20 protein-coding genes are annotated in these 18,103 nt (G+C 35.9%); 8 read left to right on the top strand and 12 right to left on the bottom strand.

Features of this window, described 5'->3' with window-relative positions; all coding sequences use genetic code 11:
- Window positions 1–125 precede the first annotated feature (125 nt).
- Window positions 126–1,463, bottom strand: a complete 1,338-nt coding sequence (gene nox, locus A5821_RS15635) for a H2O-forming NADH oxidase (RefSeq protein ID WP_086315638.1) — start codon at window positions 1,461–1,463, stop codon at window positions 126–128.
- A 207-nt stretch (window positions 1,464–1,670) separates the two neighbouring features.
- Between nox and A5821_RS15630 the strand changes: the two genes are divergently transcribed.
- Both A5821_RS15630 and A5821_RS15625 read left to right on the top strand, forming a co-directional pair.
- On the top strand, window positions 1,671–2,039 hold the full coding sequence (locus A5821_RS15630) for a hypothetical protein (RefSeq protein ID WP_086315637.1): 369 nt from the start codon (window positions 1,671–1,673) through the stop codon (window positions 2,037–2,039).
- Window positions 2,040–2,106: 67 nt separating this feature from the next.
- Window positions 2,107–2,610 carry a cupin domain-containing protein gene (locus A5821_RS15625; protein ID WP_170923057.1) on the top strand — a complete coding sequence of 168 codons (504 nt, stop codon included), beginning with the start codon at window positions 2,107–2,109 and terminating at the stop codon, window positions 2,608–2,610.
- A 134-nt stretch (window positions 2,611–2,744) separates the two neighbouring features.
- On the opposite strand, the gene A5821_RS15620 is transcribed toward A5821_RS15625, so the two are convergent.
- Window positions 2,745–3,416 carry an HAD family hydrolase gene (locus tag A5821_RS15620; RefSeq protein ID WP_170923056.1) on the bottom strand — a complete coding sequence of 224 codons (672 nt, stop codon included), beginning with the start codon at window positions 3,414–3,416 and terminating at the stop codon, window positions 2,745–2,747.
- Between the two features lies 1 nt (window position 3,417).
- Complete coding sequence (locus A5821_RS15615; RefSeq protein ID WP_086315636.1) at window positions 3,418–4,287, bottom strand: SPFH domain-containing protein; 870 nt, start codon at window positions 4,285–4,287, stop codon at window positions 3,418–3,420.
- A 165-nt stretch (window positions 4,288–4,452) separates the two neighbouring features.
- Here A5821_RS15615 and A5821_RS15610 point away from each other — a divergent pair, with 165 nt between their 5' ends.
- On the top strand, window positions 4,453–5,424 hold the full coding sequence (locus A5821_RS15610) for a ring-cleaving dioxygenase (RefSeq protein WP_086315635.1): 972 nt from the start codon (window positions 4,453–4,455) through the stop codon (window positions 5,422–5,424).
- Between the two features lie 21 nt (window positions 5,425–5,445).
- A complete protein-coding gene (locus A5821_RS15605) occupies window positions 5,446–6,066 on the top strand; it encodes a flavin reductase family protein (RefSeq protein ID WP_086315634.1) in 621 nt (206 codons plus the stop codon).
- A gap of 106 nt (window positions 6,067–6,172) precedes the next feature.
- On the opposite strand, the gene A5821_RS15600 is transcribed toward A5821_RS15605, so the two are convergent.
- The 4 genes from A5821_RS15600 to A5821_RS15585 all read right to left on the bottom strand — a co-directional run bounded on the left by A5821_RS15600 (window position 6,173) and on the right by A5821_RS15585 (window position 10,736).
- Window positions 6,173–6,535 (bottom strand): iron-sulfur cluster biosynthesis family protein, encoded by a 363-nt coding sequence (locus A5821_RS15600; protein WP_086315633.1) that lies wholly within the window; start codon window positions 6,533–6,535, stop codon window positions 6,173–6,175.
- Window positions 6,536–6,620: 85 nt separating this feature from the next.
- Window positions 6,621–7,112, bottom strand: coding sequence for a gamma carbonic anhydrase family protein (locus A5821_RS15595; RefSeq protein WP_086315632.1), 492 nt, complete (start codon window positions 7,110–7,112; stop codon window positions 6,621–6,623).
- Window positions 7,113–7,242: 130 nt separating this feature from the next.
- Window positions 7,243–9,009, bottom strand: coding sequence for a multidrug efflux ABC transporter subunit EfrB (gene efrB, locus A5821_RS15590; RefSeq protein WP_086315631.1), 1,767 nt, complete (start codon window positions 9,007–9,009; stop codon window positions 7,243–7,245).
- A complete protein-coding gene (locus tag A5821_RS15585; RefSeq protein WP_086315630.1) occupies window positions 9,006–10,736 on the bottom strand; it encodes an ABC transporter ATP-binding protein in 1,731 nt (576 codons plus the stop codon). The genes efrB and A5821_RS15585 overlap by 4 nt, the downstream gene beginning before the upstream one ends.
- Before the next feature lie 193 nt (window positions 10,737–10,929).
- Between A5821_RS15585 and A5821_RS15580 the strand changes: the two genes are divergently transcribed.
- From A5821_RS15580 to rnjA, 3 genes are all read left to right on the top strand, one after another.
- Entirely contained in the window at window positions 10,930–11,319 is a 390-nt protein-coding gene (locus A5821_RS15580; protein ID WP_086315629.1) for a YbaN family protein, read from the top strand.
- Window positions 11,320–11,611: 292 nt separating this feature from the next.
- Window positions 11,612–11,824, top strand: coding sequence for a DNA-directed RNA polymerase subunit epsilon (locus A5821_RS15575; RefSeq protein ID WP_086315628.1), 213 nt, complete (start codon window positions 11,612–11,614; stop codon window positions 11,822–11,824).
- A gap of 1 nt (window position 11,825) precedes the next feature.
- Window positions 11,826–13,496 carry a ribonuclease J1 gene (gene rnjA, locus A5821_RS15570; RefSeq protein ID WP_086315627.1) on the top strand — a complete coding sequence of 557 codons (1,671 nt, stop codon included), beginning with the start codon at window positions 11,826–11,828 and terminating at the stop codon, window positions 13,494–13,496.
- Between the two features lie 54 nt (window positions 13,497–13,550).
- On the opposite strand, the gene A5821_RS15565 is transcribed toward rnjA, so the two are convergent.
- Window positions 13,551–14,000: a universal stress protein gene (locus A5821_RS15565; protein WP_086315626.1), complete on the bottom strand. Its 450-nt coding sequence runs from the start codon at window positions 13,998–14,000 to the stop codon at window positions 13,551–13,553.
- A gap of 178 nt (window positions 14,001–14,178) precedes the next feature.
- Between A5821_RS15565 and A5821_RS15560 the strand changes: the two genes are divergently transcribed.
- On the top strand, window positions 14,179–14,328 hold the full coding sequence (locus A5821_RS15560) for a hypothetical protein (RefSeq protein ID WP_086315625.1): 150 nt from the start codon (window positions 14,179–14,181) through the stop codon (window positions 14,326–14,328).
- Window positions 14,329–14,758: 430 nt separating this feature from the next.
- Here the strand turns inward: A5821_RS15560 and A5821_RS15555 are convergent, their stop codons facing one another.
- From A5821_RS15555 to A5821_RS15540, 4 genes are all read right to left on the bottom strand, one after another.
- Window positions 14,759–14,959, bottom strand: coding sequence for a cold-shock protein (locus tag A5821_RS15555; RefSeq protein WP_010760372.1), 201 nt, complete (start codon window positions 14,957–14,959; stop codon window positions 14,759–14,761).
- A gap of 147 nt (window positions 14,960–15,106) precedes the next feature.
- Window positions 15,107–15,775 (bottom strand): RadC family protein, encoded by a 669-nt coding sequence (radC, locus tag A5821_RS15550; RefSeq protein ID WP_170923067.1) that lies wholly within the window; start codon window positions 15,773–15,775, stop codon window positions 15,107–15,109.
- 87 nt (window positions 15,776–15,862) lie between these two features.
- Window positions 15,863–16,525 (bottom strand): HAD family hydrolase, encoded by a 663-nt coding sequence (locus A5821_RS15545; protein ID WP_170923055.1) that lies wholly within the window; start codon window positions 16,523–16,525, stop codon window positions 15,863–15,865.
- Window positions 16,526–16,730: 205 nt separating this feature from the next.
- Window positions 16,731–18,056, bottom strand: a complete 1,326-nt coding sequence (locus A5821_RS15540; protein ID WP_086315621.1) for a bifunctional folylpolyglutamate synthase/dihydrofolate synthase — start codon at window positions 18,054–18,056, stop codon at window positions 16,731–16,733.
- Window positions 18,057–18,103 lie beyond the last annotated feature (47 nt).

The raw sequence follows: 18,103 nt of genomic DNA, 5'->3' as shown, positions 1-18,103 counted from the left end.
AAGAAATAAGGATCGGGATAGACGTTTATTTCTGAAAAAATTACCTCTGTTTTCGCTGTTCATTCATGCATAGAGCCCAAAACAAAACTGTTTATTCGTTTTGTTTTGGGCTCTTTGATTTCAAATTATTCTGCGCTAAGCGCTGCCATTGTAATATAATTATAAGGTTGATTAAAATGTGGCAAGAAGAAAATGTCTAGTAACTTCAGTTTGTCGATCGTTACTTTTTCTTCGATGGCTAGTGAGAACATATGGATTCCCATCGAAATATCTTCATAGGAAGCCATCTGGGCTCCGACAATACGCCGAGAATCCTCTTCATAAACGATTCTGATTTTGACTTTATTGTTTTCTTTCATAAATCCAGGTTTTTGTAGATCTTCAAATTCAGTATATTTTATTTTCAAACCTAATTTTTCTGATTCTTGCACTGTCAATCCTGTAGAAACCATATGATAGCCAAAAATAGAAATCCCGTTTGACCCTTGAACACCAATTGATTCTAAAGGTGTTCCACCAACGTTATGCGCTGCGACGATTCCAGAACGAACTGCATTGGTCGCTAAAGCAATATAAGTTGTCTGTTGGACAGCATTTGAAAAAATCGTTGAACAATCCCCTACTGCATAGACATCAGGATCACTTGTTTGTTGATGAAGATCAACAAGGTATGCACCATTGTCAAACAACTGCAAATGATCTTTTCCTAAACCATTATTTGGTCTAAATCCAATTGCATTGATAACTAAGTCTACAGCATATTCTCCTTTGTCTGTTACGATAGACTCAACTTTTTCAGTTCCTTTGTACTCTTTTGCTAATTCACCATAATGAAGCTCAATCCCATTATCTGATAAGACTTTATCCATATCATCTGTGAACCATTTATCGTAGTAATTTGGCAAACATCTTTCTGCTGCGTCAAATAATAGAACATTCTTACCACGACGTTTTGCAGCTTCTGCAATTTCAACACCAATATACCCTGCTCCAATTACTGCCACAGTTTTAATTTCTTCTTTTGACATAGCAGCATCTACCGTCTGACCGTCTTGGAAAAGCTTTAAGAATTCAACATTTTTCAAGTCTCTCCCTGGAATGGTTGGATTGATTGGTGCTGATCCTGTAGCTAGAATCAATTTATCGTAACTTTCCGTAAATTCTTCACCGCTATGTGTTTTACAATGAACTATTTTTTTATCAAAATCAACAGTTTCAACACTTGTTTCCATATAAATTTTAGCACCTTTTGCTTCAAAGGCATCCTTATTCGTATAAAATAGATTTTCGTATGATTCGATTTGACGACCTACCCATAGCGCTGTCCCGCAACCAAGATAGCTAAGATTCGTATTTCGATCGATCATGACTACTTCTTGATCTGGATAAGTATCCAACAATGTGTTTGCTGCAGCGATTCCAGCATGATTGGCACCTACAATAACTGTTTTTGTTTTGCTCATAAGACTCTCCTTCATGTGATTTATTGAACTTAATTATACCCTAAGAAAAGGCTTTCTTTTCTCAATTTATCGCTATTTCATTAAAAAATTTGAGAAACTCTCATCTTTTTCACTAAATTACCATAATTTTTCCGTCTTCAAAAAATAAAGATTCAATTTCAATGACATAACAGGTAAAATGAATTATTGAAAGGGGTTAAATAAAAGATGCAATTTAAAAAAATATTACTGGGGTTGGTATCCGGATCAATGATTTTCTTTTTTACAGCTTGCACTTCGACTACTGAATCTGATGGTAAAGACGCGAAAACTATTGGATCAGTCACGTCTACTGAACGAACATCACGTTCTCAAAAAGAATTAGAAGAAATTTTAGAAAAAACAATTCCAGGCACTGATAATCATTTTGAGACGAACGAGGAAGGATTAGAAGACTTCGTCAGATATGTGGAAGAGTTTTCACCACTTATTGAGCAGTCGATGATAGATAAAATCAGAGAAAATGGCGAATTATATTTTACTGAAGATCAAATGGTACGCTTAAATAAAGCATTTGATGAGTCAAGTGCGTTATAATTTGCTTGTCTTCATTTGTTGATTTTCTAAAAACTCAGCAAACTACTTTTAATTTGGAGGAATGATCATGGAAAAAAATCAAGCTTACTGGATCGAACAACTTAAATTAGAACCACATCCAGAAGGTGGTTATTTTAGACAAGTTTTATGTTCTGAGCAATCGTTACAAGTATCAGCTGGCACAACGCGTCCTTACTATACGAGTATTTATTTTCTATTGACGAAAGGGAATCCTTCTCACTTTCATCGTTTAGCCTCTGATGAAGTCTGGTATTATCATGTTGGTTCCACTTTAAGTATTCATTTATTACATCCGAACCGCCGATATGAAAAGATTCGATTGGGTGCTGATTTGGAAAACGGGGAAGTATTGCAAGCTGTTGTACCAAAAAATGTGATTTTTGGTTCAACTATTGATGGAAACGATGAATTCGCTTTAGTGAGCTGTATGGTTTCTCCTGGGTTTGACTATCAAGATTTTGAATTATTTACAAAAAAACAGTTGAACATGCTCTATCCAGAGCACCAGAATATTATCGAGCTACTTGCTTATGATCAATTGCCGCAATAATAGAACGTTTAAAAAGAAGAGCCCATAACAAAACTAAAAATCAGTTTTGTTACGGGCTCTAAATCCGAATAAACAGCAAGAAAAAGCAGCTCTTTCGGAAATAAACGCTTTTGTCTAGGTCTCTTCTTGCTTTACTATTTTGTAATTATTTCTTCGATTTCTTCAGGTGTTGAGACAATATAATCCGCCCCAGATTTTTCTAATTCTGCCTTATTTCCAAATCCATATAACACACCTATACAATCCAGTTCGTTCTCTTTTGCACCTAATATGTCATGGCTTCGGTCACCGATCATTATTATTTCTTTCAACTGAGTGAGATTTGCTTCATTTAGGGCATAACGAATGACATCTCCCTTTTTTGATCTTTCACCATCTAAACTCGCACCATATATTCCATCAAAATAATGAGCTAAATCAAAATGAGCTAAGATTTGTTTTGCATAAATTTCTGGCTTAGAGGTTGCAATATACACGTTACAACCAGCTTGTTTTAAATCAGCCAACACTTTAGGTATCCCTTTATATATACGGTTTTCATACATTCCTTTTGCTTGATAATATTCCCGATAATAGCTCACAGCCTGCTCAGTTGATTCATCATCTAAATGATATGAATTTTTAAACGTATCATTCAAGGGCGGACCGATAAACGAATATAATTCTGTTGAATCAGGTACAGCTATATTCAATTTCTTTAAAGCATAAATTACAGAATGAATGATTCCTTCACCAGAATCAGTAATGGTTCCATCTAAATCAAATAAAATCGTTTTATACTGCATGAGAGACTCGCTTTCTTTCATTTTATCTTTCGTGAACTTCACCAGTATTTATAACAGGTTGTGTCCCCTTATCTGTGATGATCGATACTAAAAGATTATTGATCAATTGAACTTTTCGGTCATCAGTAAAATTAATTTCCTGACCATCTTCAATCTGTTCTAACGCCATTTGAGTCATTGATACCGCACCTTCAACAATGATTTGTCGCGCTGAAAGAATCGCTTTGGCTTGTTGTCGTTGTAACATTGCACTCGCAATTTCAGTTGCATAAGCAAGGTGGTTTAATCTTGTTTCAATCACTTCAACTCCTGCTACAGATAGACGTTCTTGTAATTCTCTGGCCATTTCTTCTGAAACTTCTGTTGTATTTCCACGTAATGTCAAATCATCATCGTTAAATGTATCGTATGGATATTGTGTCGCAATATGACGAATTGCTGTCTCACTTTGAATTTCTATGAAATCTTGATAACGGTCAACATCAAACAAGGCTTTCGCTGTATCAACTACTTTGAAAACAACCACTGCAGAAATTTCAACTGGATTTCCATCAGAATCATTCACTTTCAATAACGAACTATTGAAATTACGCACTTTTAATGAAACATTGATTTTTTGAGTCAATGGTGTTGTAACAAATAAGCCATTCTCTTTGATCGTACCTAAATACTGCCCAAAAAATAGAATTGCTTTGGCTTGATTTGGACTCACGATCGTTAATGAACTTAAAAACAAAGCAGAAATTGTCCACAATACCAAAGCAATCGTGATCATACCAAAACTTTCGTCTGTTACACCACTATAAAAACTATACCCACCGATAACAATTAAAATAACCAAAACTATTAATGCAATATAGCCATTAACATGAAACGTTTTTTTCTCTTCCATGATTTCTCCCTACTTTCTTTAACCACTTAATATCAATATAGTACTCCTCTTTATTCTTTCCATCAATAGTTAGGAAAAGATAAAAGAGTTGCTTAATTCTTAGTTTAGATGTAAACTTACTTTTAGTAAGTAAATTAATAATAATACATTCGGAGGTTTTATATTATGGATAAACAAATTCACGGAATTCACCACGTTACAGCAATGACATCTAGTGCAGAAAAAATTTACCGCTTTTTTACAGATACGTTAGGATTACGTCTGATCAAAAAAACAGTCAATCAAGATGATATCCAAACCTACCATCTATTTTTTGCTGATGATCTTGGATCTGCCGGTACCGATATGACTTTTTTTGATTTTCCAGGGATTCCACAAGGGAGTAAAGGAACAAATTCTATTTCTCGTACGTCATTTCGGGTTAAAGATGATGCTTCATTAATTTATTGGATCGAACGTTTTAATGAGCATCAAATTGAGCACGGAGAAATCCAAGAACGTTTCGGTAAAAAATATCTTGAGTTTGAAGATTTTGATAAGCAGCAATATCAATTGATTTCTGATGAAAACAATCAAGGCGTATCAAGTGGGATGCCTTGGAAAAAAGCAAATGTTCCTGCTGAGCATTCTTTGACTGGATTAGGACCTGTTTTTGTAACGGTAGCAGATTTTGAACATATGCAGCGTGTTTTAGTTGAAGTTTTAGGATTTAAACTAGTTGATGCTGAAGGGAGTTTCCATTTATTTGAAGTTGCTGAGGGAGGCAATGGGGCTAGTATTATTGTCGAACATCGAAACGATCTCCCAGATGCTCAAGAAGGCTTTGGTAATGTGCACCACCTGGCTCTTCGCGTAACGGATCAAGATGCTCTACGTTTTTGGATCAATAAAATCAATCAGCTTCAATTCCCTAATTCTGGATTTGTTGAACGTTTCTATTTTAAATCAGATTATTTCCGAGCTGCTCCTCATATTTTATTTGAACTGGCAACTGACGGTCCTGGTTTCTTACAAGATGAAACATATGAAACAGCTGGCGAAAAGTTGTCCTTACCACCATTTTTAGAAGGAAAACGCAAAGAAATCGAAGAATTTGTTCGTCCTTTTGATACATCCGATGCTAATAAGCCACGTTAAAAAAAGAATTGGAGCTGACTTATGCTACATTATTCAACGAAATACTTATCACAAAAACAAGCATATAAGTTTCTGTCTGGCAGTATCATTCCGCGCCCAATTGCGTGGGTAACAACAATGGATGATGCGCATAAAATTATAAATGCAGCACCTTTTAGCTTTTTCAACGCAGCTGCTGCCGATATACCATTGGTCACCTTATCCATTCTTAGACGAAATGGCGAAGTAAAAGATACTGCTAGAAATATTCTCGAAACAAAGGAACTCGTCATCCACTTGGTTAATGATCAAGTGATTGAATCAATGAATCAAACAGCCGCTTCTTTACGACCTGACCAAAGTGAAATCGTTGTAAATACGATTGAAACAACTGCCAGTAAATCTGTTTCAGTTCCTGGAATCACAGCTGCACCGATTCGTATGGAAGCGCGTCTACATCAGTATGTTCCTATCAAAGATCATGAAGATCAAATTATTACTGACTTATTTATTGTCGAAATTACCGATTTTTATTTTGATGAAATTGTCTTTGATCAAGACAATGAATACATTCTACCAGAAGTATTCAACCCGATCGCTCGATTAGCTGGTAATACCTATGCTCATATTGATGGTCTGTTTGATTTGACTAGACCCGATTAAAAGAGGATGGGGCTGGGACATAAGCGCTGTCCCAACCTCATCCTTCATCTGGATTCAGCATAAGTGGGATATGACCTGAAGAGTCATATCCCGCTTATGTTTATTGTCATCTATTTTGTTTTGTTCGTAAATCTACGATTGGCACATTGCCATCTAAAGTACCACTAGGACTTTTAAGCTTAAGAACTTGTAAGCGAGGATCAACCTCCAACGTCATTTCTTCATCTAAATACCGTTTAGAATAATCCTTGATGTAAATAGCCCCAATATCTGAATCTAACACCAATCCAAAATCTGTTTTTTCTTGTAGTTGATCCAATATCAAAATACGAAAACTTGTGTCAAGTGAACACACACCCATTTTAGAATACTTTCCAACACCATCATCTAAATCTAAAATAATCACTGATTTATTTTCAATGTAAGGGGTCAGTTTGACTTGAGCTGCATCGCTAATTTTTAAATACATGATTCTTCGCCTCTTTCTTATAAAATAAGTCTAACAGTATAGTAAGCTTTTTTCGAAAGATAAACGTTTAGTAACAGGAAAAAAATCAAATCATCCTTGCTATTTTTCCATCATTAAATTCTTTTGATAGTTCAACATAGTGTTGAGCATTTTCTTTATTCTTACGAATCTCTTCTCTTGTCAATGGACGGATCACCTTAGCTGGTCGGCCAAATGCTAAAACATTTGGTGGAATTTGTGTTCCCTCAGTAACTAGTGAACCTGCTCCAATCAAACTATTTTTCCCAATCACTGCGTGATTTAATATCGTGCTACTCATCCCGATCAACGCGCCATCTTCTATCGTGCAGCCATGAAGCATGCACTGATGGCCGATCGTTACATTCTCACCTATCATAACAGGCGCATCTTGGTCAACATGGATCACTGTGCCGTCTTGAATATTGCTTCCAGCTTGAATAGTAATGGAATTATTATCGCCTCTTAGAACTGATTGAAACCAAATACTCACATCTTTAGCAAGTTTCACTTCACCATAAACATCAGCACTTGCTGCAATAAAATATTCTTTTGTCATATCGTTCACCTCTTCTAGTATAGTTAGTATACCAAATTAAACTTAAATACTTCACTAGATACGCTTTTTAAGATTTTAATAGCACAAAAAAGGAAAGACACCCAATCGGCTTGTCTTTCCTTTAGAGTTATTAATCGTAATCGCCATCTTCAGCAAATTGGCTGTTATACAATTTTTCATAAAAACCGCCTTGCTCTAATAGTTCATTATGTGTCCCTTTTTCAATGATTTCACCTTGATTCATTACGAGAATCAAATCGGCTTCACGAATAGTTGATAGGCGGTGAGCGATCACAAAACTTGTGCGTCCTTCCATCACTCGCTCCATCGCTTTTTGGATCAAGGCTTCTAAACGAGTGTCAACAGAACTTGTTGCTTCATCAAGAATCAAAATCCTTGGATCAGAAATCACTGCTCTAGCAATCGTCAGTAATTGTTTTTGTCCTAGAGAAACGTTATCTCCTTCAGAATTGATTTCCATCTCATAGCCATCTGGCATCGTGCGGATAAAGTGGTCAACATTGGCTGTCTTAGCCGCATCAACAACTTCATAATCTGTCGCATCTAACTTACCAAAACGAATATTGTCGGCAATCGTTCCTTCATATAACCATGCATCCTGTAAGACCATCCCGAAGACTGAACGAACATCACTTCTATCCATCGTCTTCGTATCAATACCATCGATTTTGATCGCCCCTTCAGTCACATCATAAAAACGCATCAATAAGTTGATCAATGTTGTTTTCCCTGCGCCTGTTGGACCAACAATAGCAACCGTTTGTCCTGCTTGAACCTCAAAATTCAAATTTCTAATCAATGGTTTTGCAGGATCATAACTAAAGCTGACATTATCAAAGTGAACGGCCCCCTGCACATTTTCTGGCAATGGAACATCGTGTTCATTTAATTCTTCTTCTGGCTCATCTAAAATTTCAAACACACGTGTCGTTGCCGCTGAAGCACTTTGTAATGCAGCAGACAATTGAGTGATATTTCCCATTGGTTGGCTGATCTGCCAAATGTATTGAATGAATGCCTGCAGTTGACCAACAACGATGACACCCGTTATAACATAGTAGCTTCCTAAAACTGCCATACCAATATAAGCACTATACGCTGTCATCTGAACCAACGGAAGCATCAACCCAGAAATAAAGGCCGCTTTAAATCCAAAATTATTTAAGTTATGATTGACTTTTTTAAAGCCATCTAACGTTTCTTTTTCTCGCCCATACAATTTTAACACGCTAAAACCAGTCATATTTTCTTGAACATAACCATTTAAGTTCCCTAGTGCGTTTTGCATCCCTTGGAAATATTTCTGTGAAATCCCAACGATTGTTTTAGATATCAATAAAGATAATGGAATCATCACAATCGAAATCAGCGCCATCAGCCAGTTGATATAAAACATCATGACAACGGCCATCACGATCCCAAGAATAGCCGAAACAATGTTGATAAAACTTTGCTGCATGGCATTACTAACGGCATCAACATCATTCGTGACGCGAGACAAAATATTTCCCTGTTGATTTTTATCAAAATAAGAAACAGGTAAACGATTGATTTTTTCATCGATATCCCGACGCAAATCACGCATAGAATGTTGAACAACTGATGCCATCAAATACCCAGATAAAAATTGTGCTGCACAATAACCTAATCCAACAACTAATATCCAAATCAAACACTGAATAATATATGAATAGTTCAGGCCCTCACCTGCTGCAACATTATTACTGATCTCCGTAATAGGCAGACCTGAAACATACGGCAAAGCCGCATTAAAAGCAACAGTCAAAATCGTGAAAATAACGACTAAGATAAAGGTACCTTTATAAGGTCCAATATATCTACCTAAGCGTCGAATGGAAGAAAGTGCGTTTTTCATGCTAATTCCTCCTCTGACAATTGAGAAGCAGCAATATCATAATAGATAGGGCAATTCTCAAGTAATTCACGATGGGTACCGATGCCAACGACATCCCCTTCATTTAACACAATGATCTTATCAGCATGCATAATCGTTCCTACACGCTGTGCTACGATCAAAACAGTGGATTCTGTTGTTTCCTTTTTCAAACGTGCTCTTAAATTCGCATCCGTTTGATAATCTAGTGCTGAAAAACTATCATCAAATATATAAACTTCTGGACGACGAATGACCGCTCGGGCAATCGCCAAACGTTGTTTTTGACCACCAGAGAAGTTTGTTCCGCCTTCTGAAAGAAGTTCATCATATCCATCAGGTTTTTGTGAAATAAACTCAGTTGCTTGGGCAATATCTGCTGCTAATTCCATTTCTTCTATTGTGGCATCTTCTTTACCATAGCGCATATTTTCTGCGATCGTTCCAGTAAACAATAATGCTTTTTGCGGAATATAGCCGATTTTATTGCGTAATGTACTTAATTTATAATCACGTACATCTACTCCATCCAGTAACACTTGTCCTTCAGAAACATCATAAAAACGCGGAATCAACTGAATCAATGTAGATTTTCCACTCCCAGTACTACCGATAAAGGCCACTGTTTCTCCTGGCGAAGCTGTAAAGCTCACATCTCGAATAACAGGACTTTCTGAGTGTCCAGGATAAGCGAATGTTACATTTTTAAATTCTAAATACCCTTTTGTCTCAGTTTCAGTGACGCCTGCTTCATTTTCACGAATCACAGGTTCCATATCAAATGCTTCTTGAATACGACGAGCTGAAACAGCTGCACGAGGATACATCATGAAGACACTTGCAAATAACATAAACGAAAATAGTGCATGGAAAATGTATTCAATAAAGGCAATCAAATCTCCAACTAATAAGCCGCCTTGATCGATTTGCAGTGCACCATTCCAAATAATCAAGACCATGACGATATTAAATAAGAAGAAAAATCCTGGTTGGGCTGCTGCCATCAAACGGAAAAGACTCTTAGAACTTTTCGTATAGTCTTCATTCACTTTGCTAAAACGGCTTTCTTCGAATTTTTCGTTTACAAACGCACGAATCACTCGCAAACCAGAAAGATTCTCTCTTAAAATCCCATTGATTCCATCTAAGTTTTTTTGCTGTTTATTCGACAAAGGTTCAGATATTTTAGCAATCACAACTACTGCTGCTAAAAGAAACGGCAATGCGCCTAGAACAAACCAGCCTAATGAAGGACTTGTCCGCATAACCATATATAAACTGACAAAAAACATCATCGGTGTCATAAAGCCTATTCGTAAAATATTTCCCATAAACAACATGATTTGATAGGCATCATTTGTCGTTCTTGTAATGAGTGAAGAAACACCTATTGTTTCATATTCACGATGAGAAAAAGTCTGAACTTTTTCAAATAGATCATCTCGAATATCGCGTACAATATTTGTTGTCATTCGTGCGCCAAAATAACCTAACATGATATTCATTGCTACACCAATGACCGTGATCACAATCATCAACAAACCTTGTTGTTTTACATAATCATAATCATTGTTTTTGATTCCAACATCGATCATTCGTGCCAAAATCGTTGGTAATCCTAGTTCTATCAATATAAATCCAAAAACACAAATGAAATCTAAAAATAATAATTTCTTATATCTCATCGTGTAACGCCACATCAATTTCAATCAATCATCTCCTATTCCAATTTTTGACCCAGTGCTTTCACTATAGCATAAAACCAATAGCTAGGTAAATTATATTTAAACGAAAAACATACTTTTCACTCGAATCATCAACTGGACTATTTTTACTATGGTATAATGAGAATTACTTTAATTTTCACACTAAATATAAAATGAAAGTGATGGGATCGAAGCAATGAAAAAAATACTTTATATTTCTTTAGGTTGTCTCACATTTGGATTAGGGACAATAGGAATATTTCTGCCAATTTTGCCTACAACGATTTTTTATATCTTAACGGCATTTTTCTGGATGCGCAGCTCTGATTATTTATATACGAAGTTTATCAACTCAACTTATTACCAAAAATACATTCAAGAATCCATTGTTGAAAAGAAAATCACGCCTTTAGGTCGCGTAAAATTATTTACAACTTTATTTATTGTTTTCGCAATTCCTTGTATTATTGTACGTAATTCGTTCATGACAACTACATTAGCGCTTGTTTTTTTGGCACATCTGATCGGTCTTAATTTGTATTTTAATAAAAAGAAAATTCCTCCTTTAAATGAAACAAATGAATAATAAGGTTTTCGTTAAAGTCACAAGTCTGTTTCTATACTTATTCACTATTTTATGATAAAATACGTTTAATTGTTGTACAGCACAACACAATGAACGGTTGAAAGAAAGTACAGTTTCCATAAAACAAGTAAAGTGAAGCAAAGTCGAGGCTTCATTTCATCATCAACATCTGTTTTTGATGTCAATTGTTTTTAAGGTGGACAGCCACCTCATTTTGTTGTGTTCAAAATTACAGTAAGAAATTTATAAAAATAAATAATTAACTGCTCTGGCAGATAAAGGAGAAAAAACAATGATATATAAAGTTTATTATCAAGAAACAAAAACAAGAAACCCAAAAAGAGAAGATACAAAATCTATTTACGTTGAAGCCGAAAGTGATGTTATTGTGCGCCAACAAGTAGAAGAAAATACCCCATATAATATTGAATACATTCAAGCGCTGGATGAAAATCATCTTGCTTATGAGCAAGAACATGCGGAATTCTCTTTAACGGAGTTTTAATATGAAAGTAAATATAAAAAACAATGAGACTGGCGTTTTTGCGATAGGCGGTTTAGGCGAAATCGGGAAAAACACTTATGGGGTTCAATTTCAAGATGAGATCATCATTATTGATGCTGGAATCAAGTTTCCAGAAGATGATTTACTTGGGATCGACTATGTTATTCCGGATTACAGCTATATCGTTCAAAATCTGCACAAAGTCAAAGCGTTAGTCATCACGCATGGACATGAAGATCACATTGGTGGTGTACCTTACTTATTGCGTCAAGCCAATATCCCTATTTATGCTGGACCGTTAGCATTAGCTTTGATCACTAATAAATTGGATGAACATGGTTTATTACGTGATGCTGAGTTACATGAAATCAATGAAGATACAGTCATTCGTTTCCGTAAAACTGCTATCAGCTTTTTCAGAACCACACATAGTATTCCTGATGCGCTTGGTGTAGTCGTTAAGACACCTTCTGGTAATATTGTTGCAACAGGAGATTTTAAGTTTGACTTTACACCCGTTGGTGAACCAGCAAACTTGCACCGCATGGCAAAATTAGGGGAAGAAGGCGTCTTGTGTCTGCTTTCGGATAGTACAAATGCGGAAATTCCAACGTTTACTAAATCAGAAAAAACCATTGGTTCTTCTATTTTAAAGATTTTTGAAAAAATCGAGGGAAGAATCATCTTTGCTAGTTTTGCTTCAAATATTTTTCGTCTGCAACAAGCAGCAGACGCTGCCGTTGCAACTGGACGAAAAATTGCAGTATTCGGACGTAGTATGGAAAATGCGATTGTTAACGGCGAACATTTAGGCTATATCAATGTGCCTAAAGGAACATTTGTAGATGCCAGTGAGCTGAATCAACTTCCTGCTGGAGAAACAATGATCTTATGTACCGGTTCTCAAGGAGAACCAATGGCAGCCTTGAGTCGAATTGCAAACGGTACTCATCGTCAGATTTCAGTACAGCCTGGAGATACAGTGATTTTCTCAAGTTCACCGATCCCTGGTAATACAACGAGTGTTAACCGTCTGATCAACTTGCTTTCAGAAGCAGGTGCTGAAGTTATTCATGGAAAAATCAATAATATCCATACTTCTGGTCACGGTGGCCAAGAAGAGCAAAAATTAATGTTGAGCTTAATGAAGCCTAAATATTTTGTACCAGTACATGGTGAATTTAGAATGCTGAAAATCCATGCCTCACTTGCACAAGATGTTGGTGTGCCAGCAGACAATTGTTTCATTATGGAAAACGGTGATGTTTTGGCTTTAACAGCAGATGATGCTCGTGTCGCTGGACACTTCAACGCCAATGATGTTTATGTTGATGGTAATGGTGTCGGTGATATCGGTAATGTTGTGTTGCGTGATCGCCGCATTCTTTCTGAAGAAGGTTTAGTTTTAGCTGTGGCTACTGTAGATATTAAGAATAAAGAAATTCTAGCAGGTCCAGATATTTTATCTCGCGGATTTGTCTATATGAGAGAATCAGGCGAAATGATTCATGAAGGACAACGTTTATTATTCAATGCGATTCGTGAAGCCTTACGCGATGAGAATTGCACAGAAGCGAAATTATGTGATGCTATCTCAACTGCATTACAACCTTTCCTATTTGAAAAAACAGAACGTCATCCAATGATTTTACCAATGATTATGACTTCATAAGTTTGAATATAAAGAAGCAACTGACAAAAAATCTGTCAGTTGCTTCTTTTATTTCTATACTACATTGTTTACAACTAAAACGTTGGCCTTCGTATGGTTAACAACATAAGAAGTCGTTGAACCCACCATCAATCTTTCAAACCCATTTAAACCAGTTCTGCCGATTACAATTAAGTCGATTGGTTCTTTTGACTCTGTAAAATCAGCAATCAACGTTTTCGGATAGCCATACATAACGTATGTGAAAACTTGAGATACTCCTTTTTCAAGAGCTTTTGACTCTCTTTTTTTCATTTCTTCTTCTTCTCTTGTACGAAGATCTTCCATTAGCGTTCCCATTGACATTGTTAGTTCGCCAAAATAATTTCCCATTTCTTCAATGACAGATAAAATGTGCAATGTTGCACCATTTCGTTTAGCGATTTTTACTGCCTCTTGAAATGCTTTTTCAGATTGATCCGAACCATCTACAGCTACTAAAATATTCTTATACGACTCTCCCATGGTAAAAAACCTCCTTCTTTATTAATTATATTATACTACTTAAAAGGGCTTTCATCAAAAATACTGCTGAGGGTAAAACTTTCCTCTTTACACTTCTGACAAGCCATGTTATAGTAATCATGGAATTTCGTTATCAGATATCGTTGCCTTTCAGAAGAATCAAGAAAGGAGAATTATTATGACATTTGGTAATAAAGTATTAAAATACCGTGTAGCACTTGATACAAAGAAAAATTTGTTTATGGCCATCGATGCAAATGACCAAGCAAATGTAGCTTATGGTATCACGATTACACAAGCAGTAAAAGAATTGAAAAAATCTATTTAAGGAGTTATCAACCTAAATGAGCGATTCAAGTTCTAATACGATTTAAAGGCGTCTAGTGAATGTTAATCACAGATGCCTTTTTTGTTATTTTCATTTTTAAACGTTTCTCATATTATATTTTTGGATCTAAATCATTATCAGACTAATGACTAACAATTCAAAACCAAGCAGTGTTATCAGAATGCTCCTACCATTCCAAGATTTCTTATTCGTAAAGGCACGAAAGCGATAAAGAGCGCCCGCTAGTCCAAGGAAAGCTGTAGATATTAGTAAAGAATTATTCAACAAGTTTATCACCACTTATAAAAAAATATAAGGAGAGACTACCTTAGAAATGAAATAAAAGACCACTTTCTTCTCAGCAAATACAATCATCCCAACATAAAAAAAACACCTAGCAAATTTGCTAAGTGTTTTGGAATGGATTAAATTAGTTTTTTACAACGTTAACTGCTTGAGGTCCACGATCTGAATCTTCAACGTCGAAGCTTACTGATTGGCCTTCTTCGATTGTTTTGAATCCTTCACCTTGAATCGCTGAGAAATGTACGAATACATCGCTACCATCTTCGCGAGAGATAAATCCAAATCCTTTTTCTGCGTTAAACCATTTTACTGTTCCTTGTTCCATTCTTTGTTCCTCCTCGTGCTTAAGCACTAAATATTGTAACATTGCCCGTGTACGATAGAGGGTTTTAAAATTAAAACTTCTATATTGTCCCAAACAAGATTACACATACATTGTACATGCGAACCCTTAATTTTGCAAGAAATCTAGTTAATCTGAAGCAAAAAAATTTTCCTCCCGCATACTGATGTAGACTTGTTCTCCGATGATGATATGGTCTAATACTTCGATACCCATCATTTTTCCACATTCCTGCATTCTTTGCGTGAATAGGATATCACTTTCAGATGGAGTTGGATTGCCAGATGGATGATTGTGTGCAAGAATCAAACGAGCTGCAGAATATTTCACCGCACTGCGAAAGATTTCTCTTGGATGGGCAACACTCTGGTTCAGTGACCCTTTAAAAACAGTCTCTTGTTTAATAACTTCATTCTTAGTATTTAGATATAAACAGACCAAATGCTCTTGTTGAAAATCTTGTAATTCATAGATCAAATTTTGAGCAATTTGATAGCTAGAAGAAACTTTTCCCAGTTTCAGCTGCGTACTTTGCTGGATTCGATAACCAAATTCAATAGCAGCTCTTAATTCAATGGCTTTGATGCGACCAATTCCCTTGATTTCCATCATTTCAGTAAGTGTAGCATTTTTCAATTCGTATAAGTGATTGAAATAATTCAAGAATTTAGAAGCCACCTCCATCACATTTGTATTCTTCGACCCAGTTCTTAATAAAATCGCCAATAGTTCTTGATTTGATAAAGCCTTCTCCCCTACGATTTCTAGACGCTCACGAGGCAAACAATCTTCGGGCATTTCCCTAATAAATAGTTTTTCTTCTTTAAGCAAAAAAATCACTCCTTTACATGCTTCTAATAAAAGATACGCAAAGGAGTGAGAATGTTATTTTTTTAAATAGGCTGGTACTTGGGTCAAACTTTCAAAAATTTCTAAGGTTTTTTCTTTGATTTCATTCGTTGGAGCTAGTAAATCTGGAACCATAATCACGGGAATCCCTGCAGCATCAGCTGCCGTTACACCATGAAATGAATCTTCAAAAATCAAGGTATTATCCGCTTTTGTTCCAAGATTAGCGAGAGCTTTTTGGAATATTTCTGGATCAGGTTTTGCTCGAGTCACATCTTCTGCCGAAACAATTCCTGAAAAGCGTTCCTTGATTCCAGCACCATCTAGTAATAATTCAATTGCTGGACGAACATTACTCGAAGCAACGATTCTCGGAATTTCTTCTTGCTCAAGAAAATCAAGCAACTCCAAAACACCTTCTTTTAATGGAACTTCACCTGATTCAAACACTTGATACGTATCGTCATATGAGCGTTGGATAAACTCATCTACTTTTTCTTTCCCAAAATCTTGGTAGATCCGATGATAATTTTCTTGTACTTCTTCATCTGATACTCCTAAAAACTCCAAATAAACTTCTTTGCTGTATGGAAAATTCATCGCATCCGCTATTTTTTGTGTTGATTGATAATAAATCAGTTCCGTATCAAATAATAACCCATCCATATCAAAAATTACGCCATCAATTTTTTTCATCATTTCCTCCTTGTATAATCTTTAATGAACAACAGTTTTTATAACGCTTTTGTACTTTCCAATCTCTAGTAGTGTTGGAAGCAATGCTTCATTTAGTGCTTAGTAACATCTCTTGTCATACGACAAGTAATCACTTGAGCTATTGGCATCACCTCATTTCTTCGTTGTGTATCTTAGCATGTTTCATATCAAAAGCGAAGTTGACTCGTTAAAGCGAACTTGCATTATTAGAACCTAAATTCAACAACAATTCCCGTACTTGAGAAACAAAATAAAGTGATCCCGTAACTAACATCAAATCATCTGCTGACATTTTTTCTAAAATCTCACCCAAACCAAATTGCCATAGTGAAACGATTTCCGTCTTATTATCTTCAAAATGTTCCATTTTTGTTAATTCGATTGCTCTAGGATAATCAAAGGTTGTCAAATATAAATGGACATTGGGTACTTTTCTTAAGATGGCAATCATTTGATCGATATTTTTTGACGATAACGCTGAAAATAAAATATGGATATCTCGATTTGGAAATTCTTTTTTCAAGTTTTCAGCCAAACGACGCATTGCATGGTCATTATGAGCACCATCTAAAATAATCAAGGGCTCATCACTGATTTTTTCCATTCGAGCAGGCCATTGCGCTTGAGCTAAGCCATGATAAACATCTCTATCAGAAAAATTGATTTGCTGTATCTCACAATAAAGATAAAACAACTGAATGGCGACAGCAGCATTTTCCACTTGATGGCGACCTAACAAGGGAACTTTGATTTTAGGTAGCTTGCCTGCTTCACCATAAAAATCAAAAACCTCTCCCCAGTTTTTATCTGGATGCCGATATTCTGCTTTGTAGTCTTTTTCATAACGATACAATCTGCTATGTTTTTCTCTGGCAACTTCATCGATCACTGCAAATGCTTCTTCACCAATATTTCCAGTTACAACTGGAATTGTTTCTTTGATGATCCCGGCTTTTTGAAAAGCGATCTTTTCAAGAGTATCACCCAAAATTTCTGTATGGTCTTTTCCAATTGTTGTAATCGCCGTTAACATTGGTTTTACTACATTGGTACTATCTAATAAGCCACCGAGTCCAACTTCAGCGATTGCAATATCGACTTTTTCATCTAAAAAGTAGTCAAGTGCCATTGCAGTTAGAGTCTCAAATTCAGTAATGCCTGCACTCTCAGTTTGCTGATCCATCTCTTTGATCAACTCTTGATATTTTTCTACATACTGAATGATATGATTGTCCGAAATTCCCTGTCCATTGATTGCAATTCGTTCGTTAAAGTGCTCGATATAAGGAGAAGTAAAGGTTCCTACCTTTAGTCCTAATTCTTCTAACATACATCTTAAGTAAGTTACTGTAGACCCTTTTCCATTTGTTCCTGCAATATGGATCGTTGGAACTTTTTCCTCAGGGTTACCAACTCTTTTCAATAATGCTTCTACTCGATCAAGTCCTGGTCTAGAACCAAAAGGCAGTCTACTATGAATCCAATCGATCGCTTCTTCTATCGTTAATGACATCTTATCAACTCCTCGTTATCTATTATATCGAAAGCTGAGTTGCTTTT

The sequence above is a fragment of the Enterococcus sp. 7F3_DIV0205 genome, assembly GCF_002141365.2.
Taxonomy (GTDB): domain Bacteria; phylum Bacillota; class Bacilli; order Lactobacillales; family Enterococcaceae; genus Enterococcus_L; species Enterococcus_L palustris.
The sequence above is the reverse complement of the archived record's forward strand: the minus strand, read 5'-3'. Positions and strand labels throughout refer to the sequence as shown.

Excerpts from the sequence above, each read along its gene's own strand:
- rnjA (WP_086315627.1), top strand. The coding sequence starts at position 11,826 with ATGAAAGTAAATATAAAAAACAATGAGACTGGCGTTTTTGCGATAGGC.
- A5821_RS15540 (WP_086315621.1), bottom strand. The coding sequence starts at position 18,056 with ATGTCATTAACGATAGAAGAAGCGATCGATTGGATTCATAGTAGACTG.
- A5821_RS15560 (WP_086315625.1), top strand. The coding sequence starts at position 14,179 with ATGACATTTGGTAATAAAGTATTAAAATACCGTGTAGCACTTGATACA.
- A5821_RS15575 (WP_086315628.1), top strand. The coding sequence starts at position 11,612 with ATGATATATAAAGTTTATTATCAAGAAACAAAAACAAGAAACCCAAAA.
- A5821_RS15565 (WP_086315626.1), bottom strand. The coding sequence starts at position 14,000 with ATGGGAGAGTCGTATAAGAATATTTTAGTAGCTGTAGATGGTTCGGAT.
- A5821_RS15545 (WP_170923055.1), bottom strand. The coding sequence starts at position 16,525 with ATGATGAAAAAAATTGATGGCGTAATTTTTGATATGGATGGGTTATTA.
- A5821_RS15600 (WP_086315633.1), bottom strand. The coding sequence starts at position 6,535 with ATGTATTTAAAAATTAGCGATGCAGCTCAAGTCAAACTGACCCCTTAC.
- A5821_RS15555 (WP_010760372.1), bottom strand. The coding sequence starts at position 14,959 with ATGGAACAAGGAACAGTAAAATGGTTTAACGCAGAAAAAGGATTTGGA.
- A5821_RS15620 (WP_170923056.1), bottom strand. The coding sequence starts at position 3,416 with ATGAAAGAAAGCGAGTCTCTCATGCAGTATAAAACGATTTTATTTGAT.
- nox (WP_086315638.1), bottom strand. The coding sequence starts at position 1,463 with ATGAGCAAAACAAAAACAGTTATTGTAGGTGCCAATCATGCTGGAATC.
- A5821_RS15595 (WP_086315632.1), bottom strand. The coding sequence starts at position 7,112 with ATGACAAAAGAATATTTTATTGCAGCAAGTGCTGATGTTTATGGTGAA.
- A5821_RS15615 (WP_086315636.1), bottom strand. The coding sequence starts at position 4,287 with ATGGAAGAGAAAAAAACGTTTCATGTTAATGGCTATATTGCATTAATA.
- A5821_RS15605 (WP_086315634.1), top strand. The coding sequence starts at position 5,446 with ATGCTACATTATTCAACGAAATACTTATCACAAAAACAAGCATATAAG.
- A5821_RS15610 (WP_086315635.1), top strand. The coding sequence starts at position 4,453 with ATGGATAAACAAATTCACGGAATTCACCACGTTACAGCAATGACATCT.
- A5821_RS15625 (WP_170923057.1), top strand. The coding sequence starts at position 2,107 with ATGGAAAAAAATCAAGCTTACTGGATCGAACAACTTAAATTAGAACCA.
- A5821_RS15630 (WP_086315637.1), top strand. The coding sequence starts at position 1,671 with ATGCAATTTAAAAAAATATTACTGGGGTTGGTATCCGGATCAATGATT.
- efrB (WP_086315631.1), bottom strand. The coding sequence starts at position 9,009 with ATGAAAAACGCACTTTCTTCCATTCGACGCTTAGGTAGATATATTGGA.
- radC (WP_170923067.1), bottom strand. The coding sequence starts at position 15,775 with ATGCCCGAAGATTGTTTGCCTCGTGAGCGTCTAGAAATCGTAGGGGAG.
- A5821_RS15580 (WP_086315629.1), top strand. The coding sequence starts at position 10,930 with ATGAAAAAAATACTTTATATTTCTTTAGGTTGTCTCACATTTGGATTA.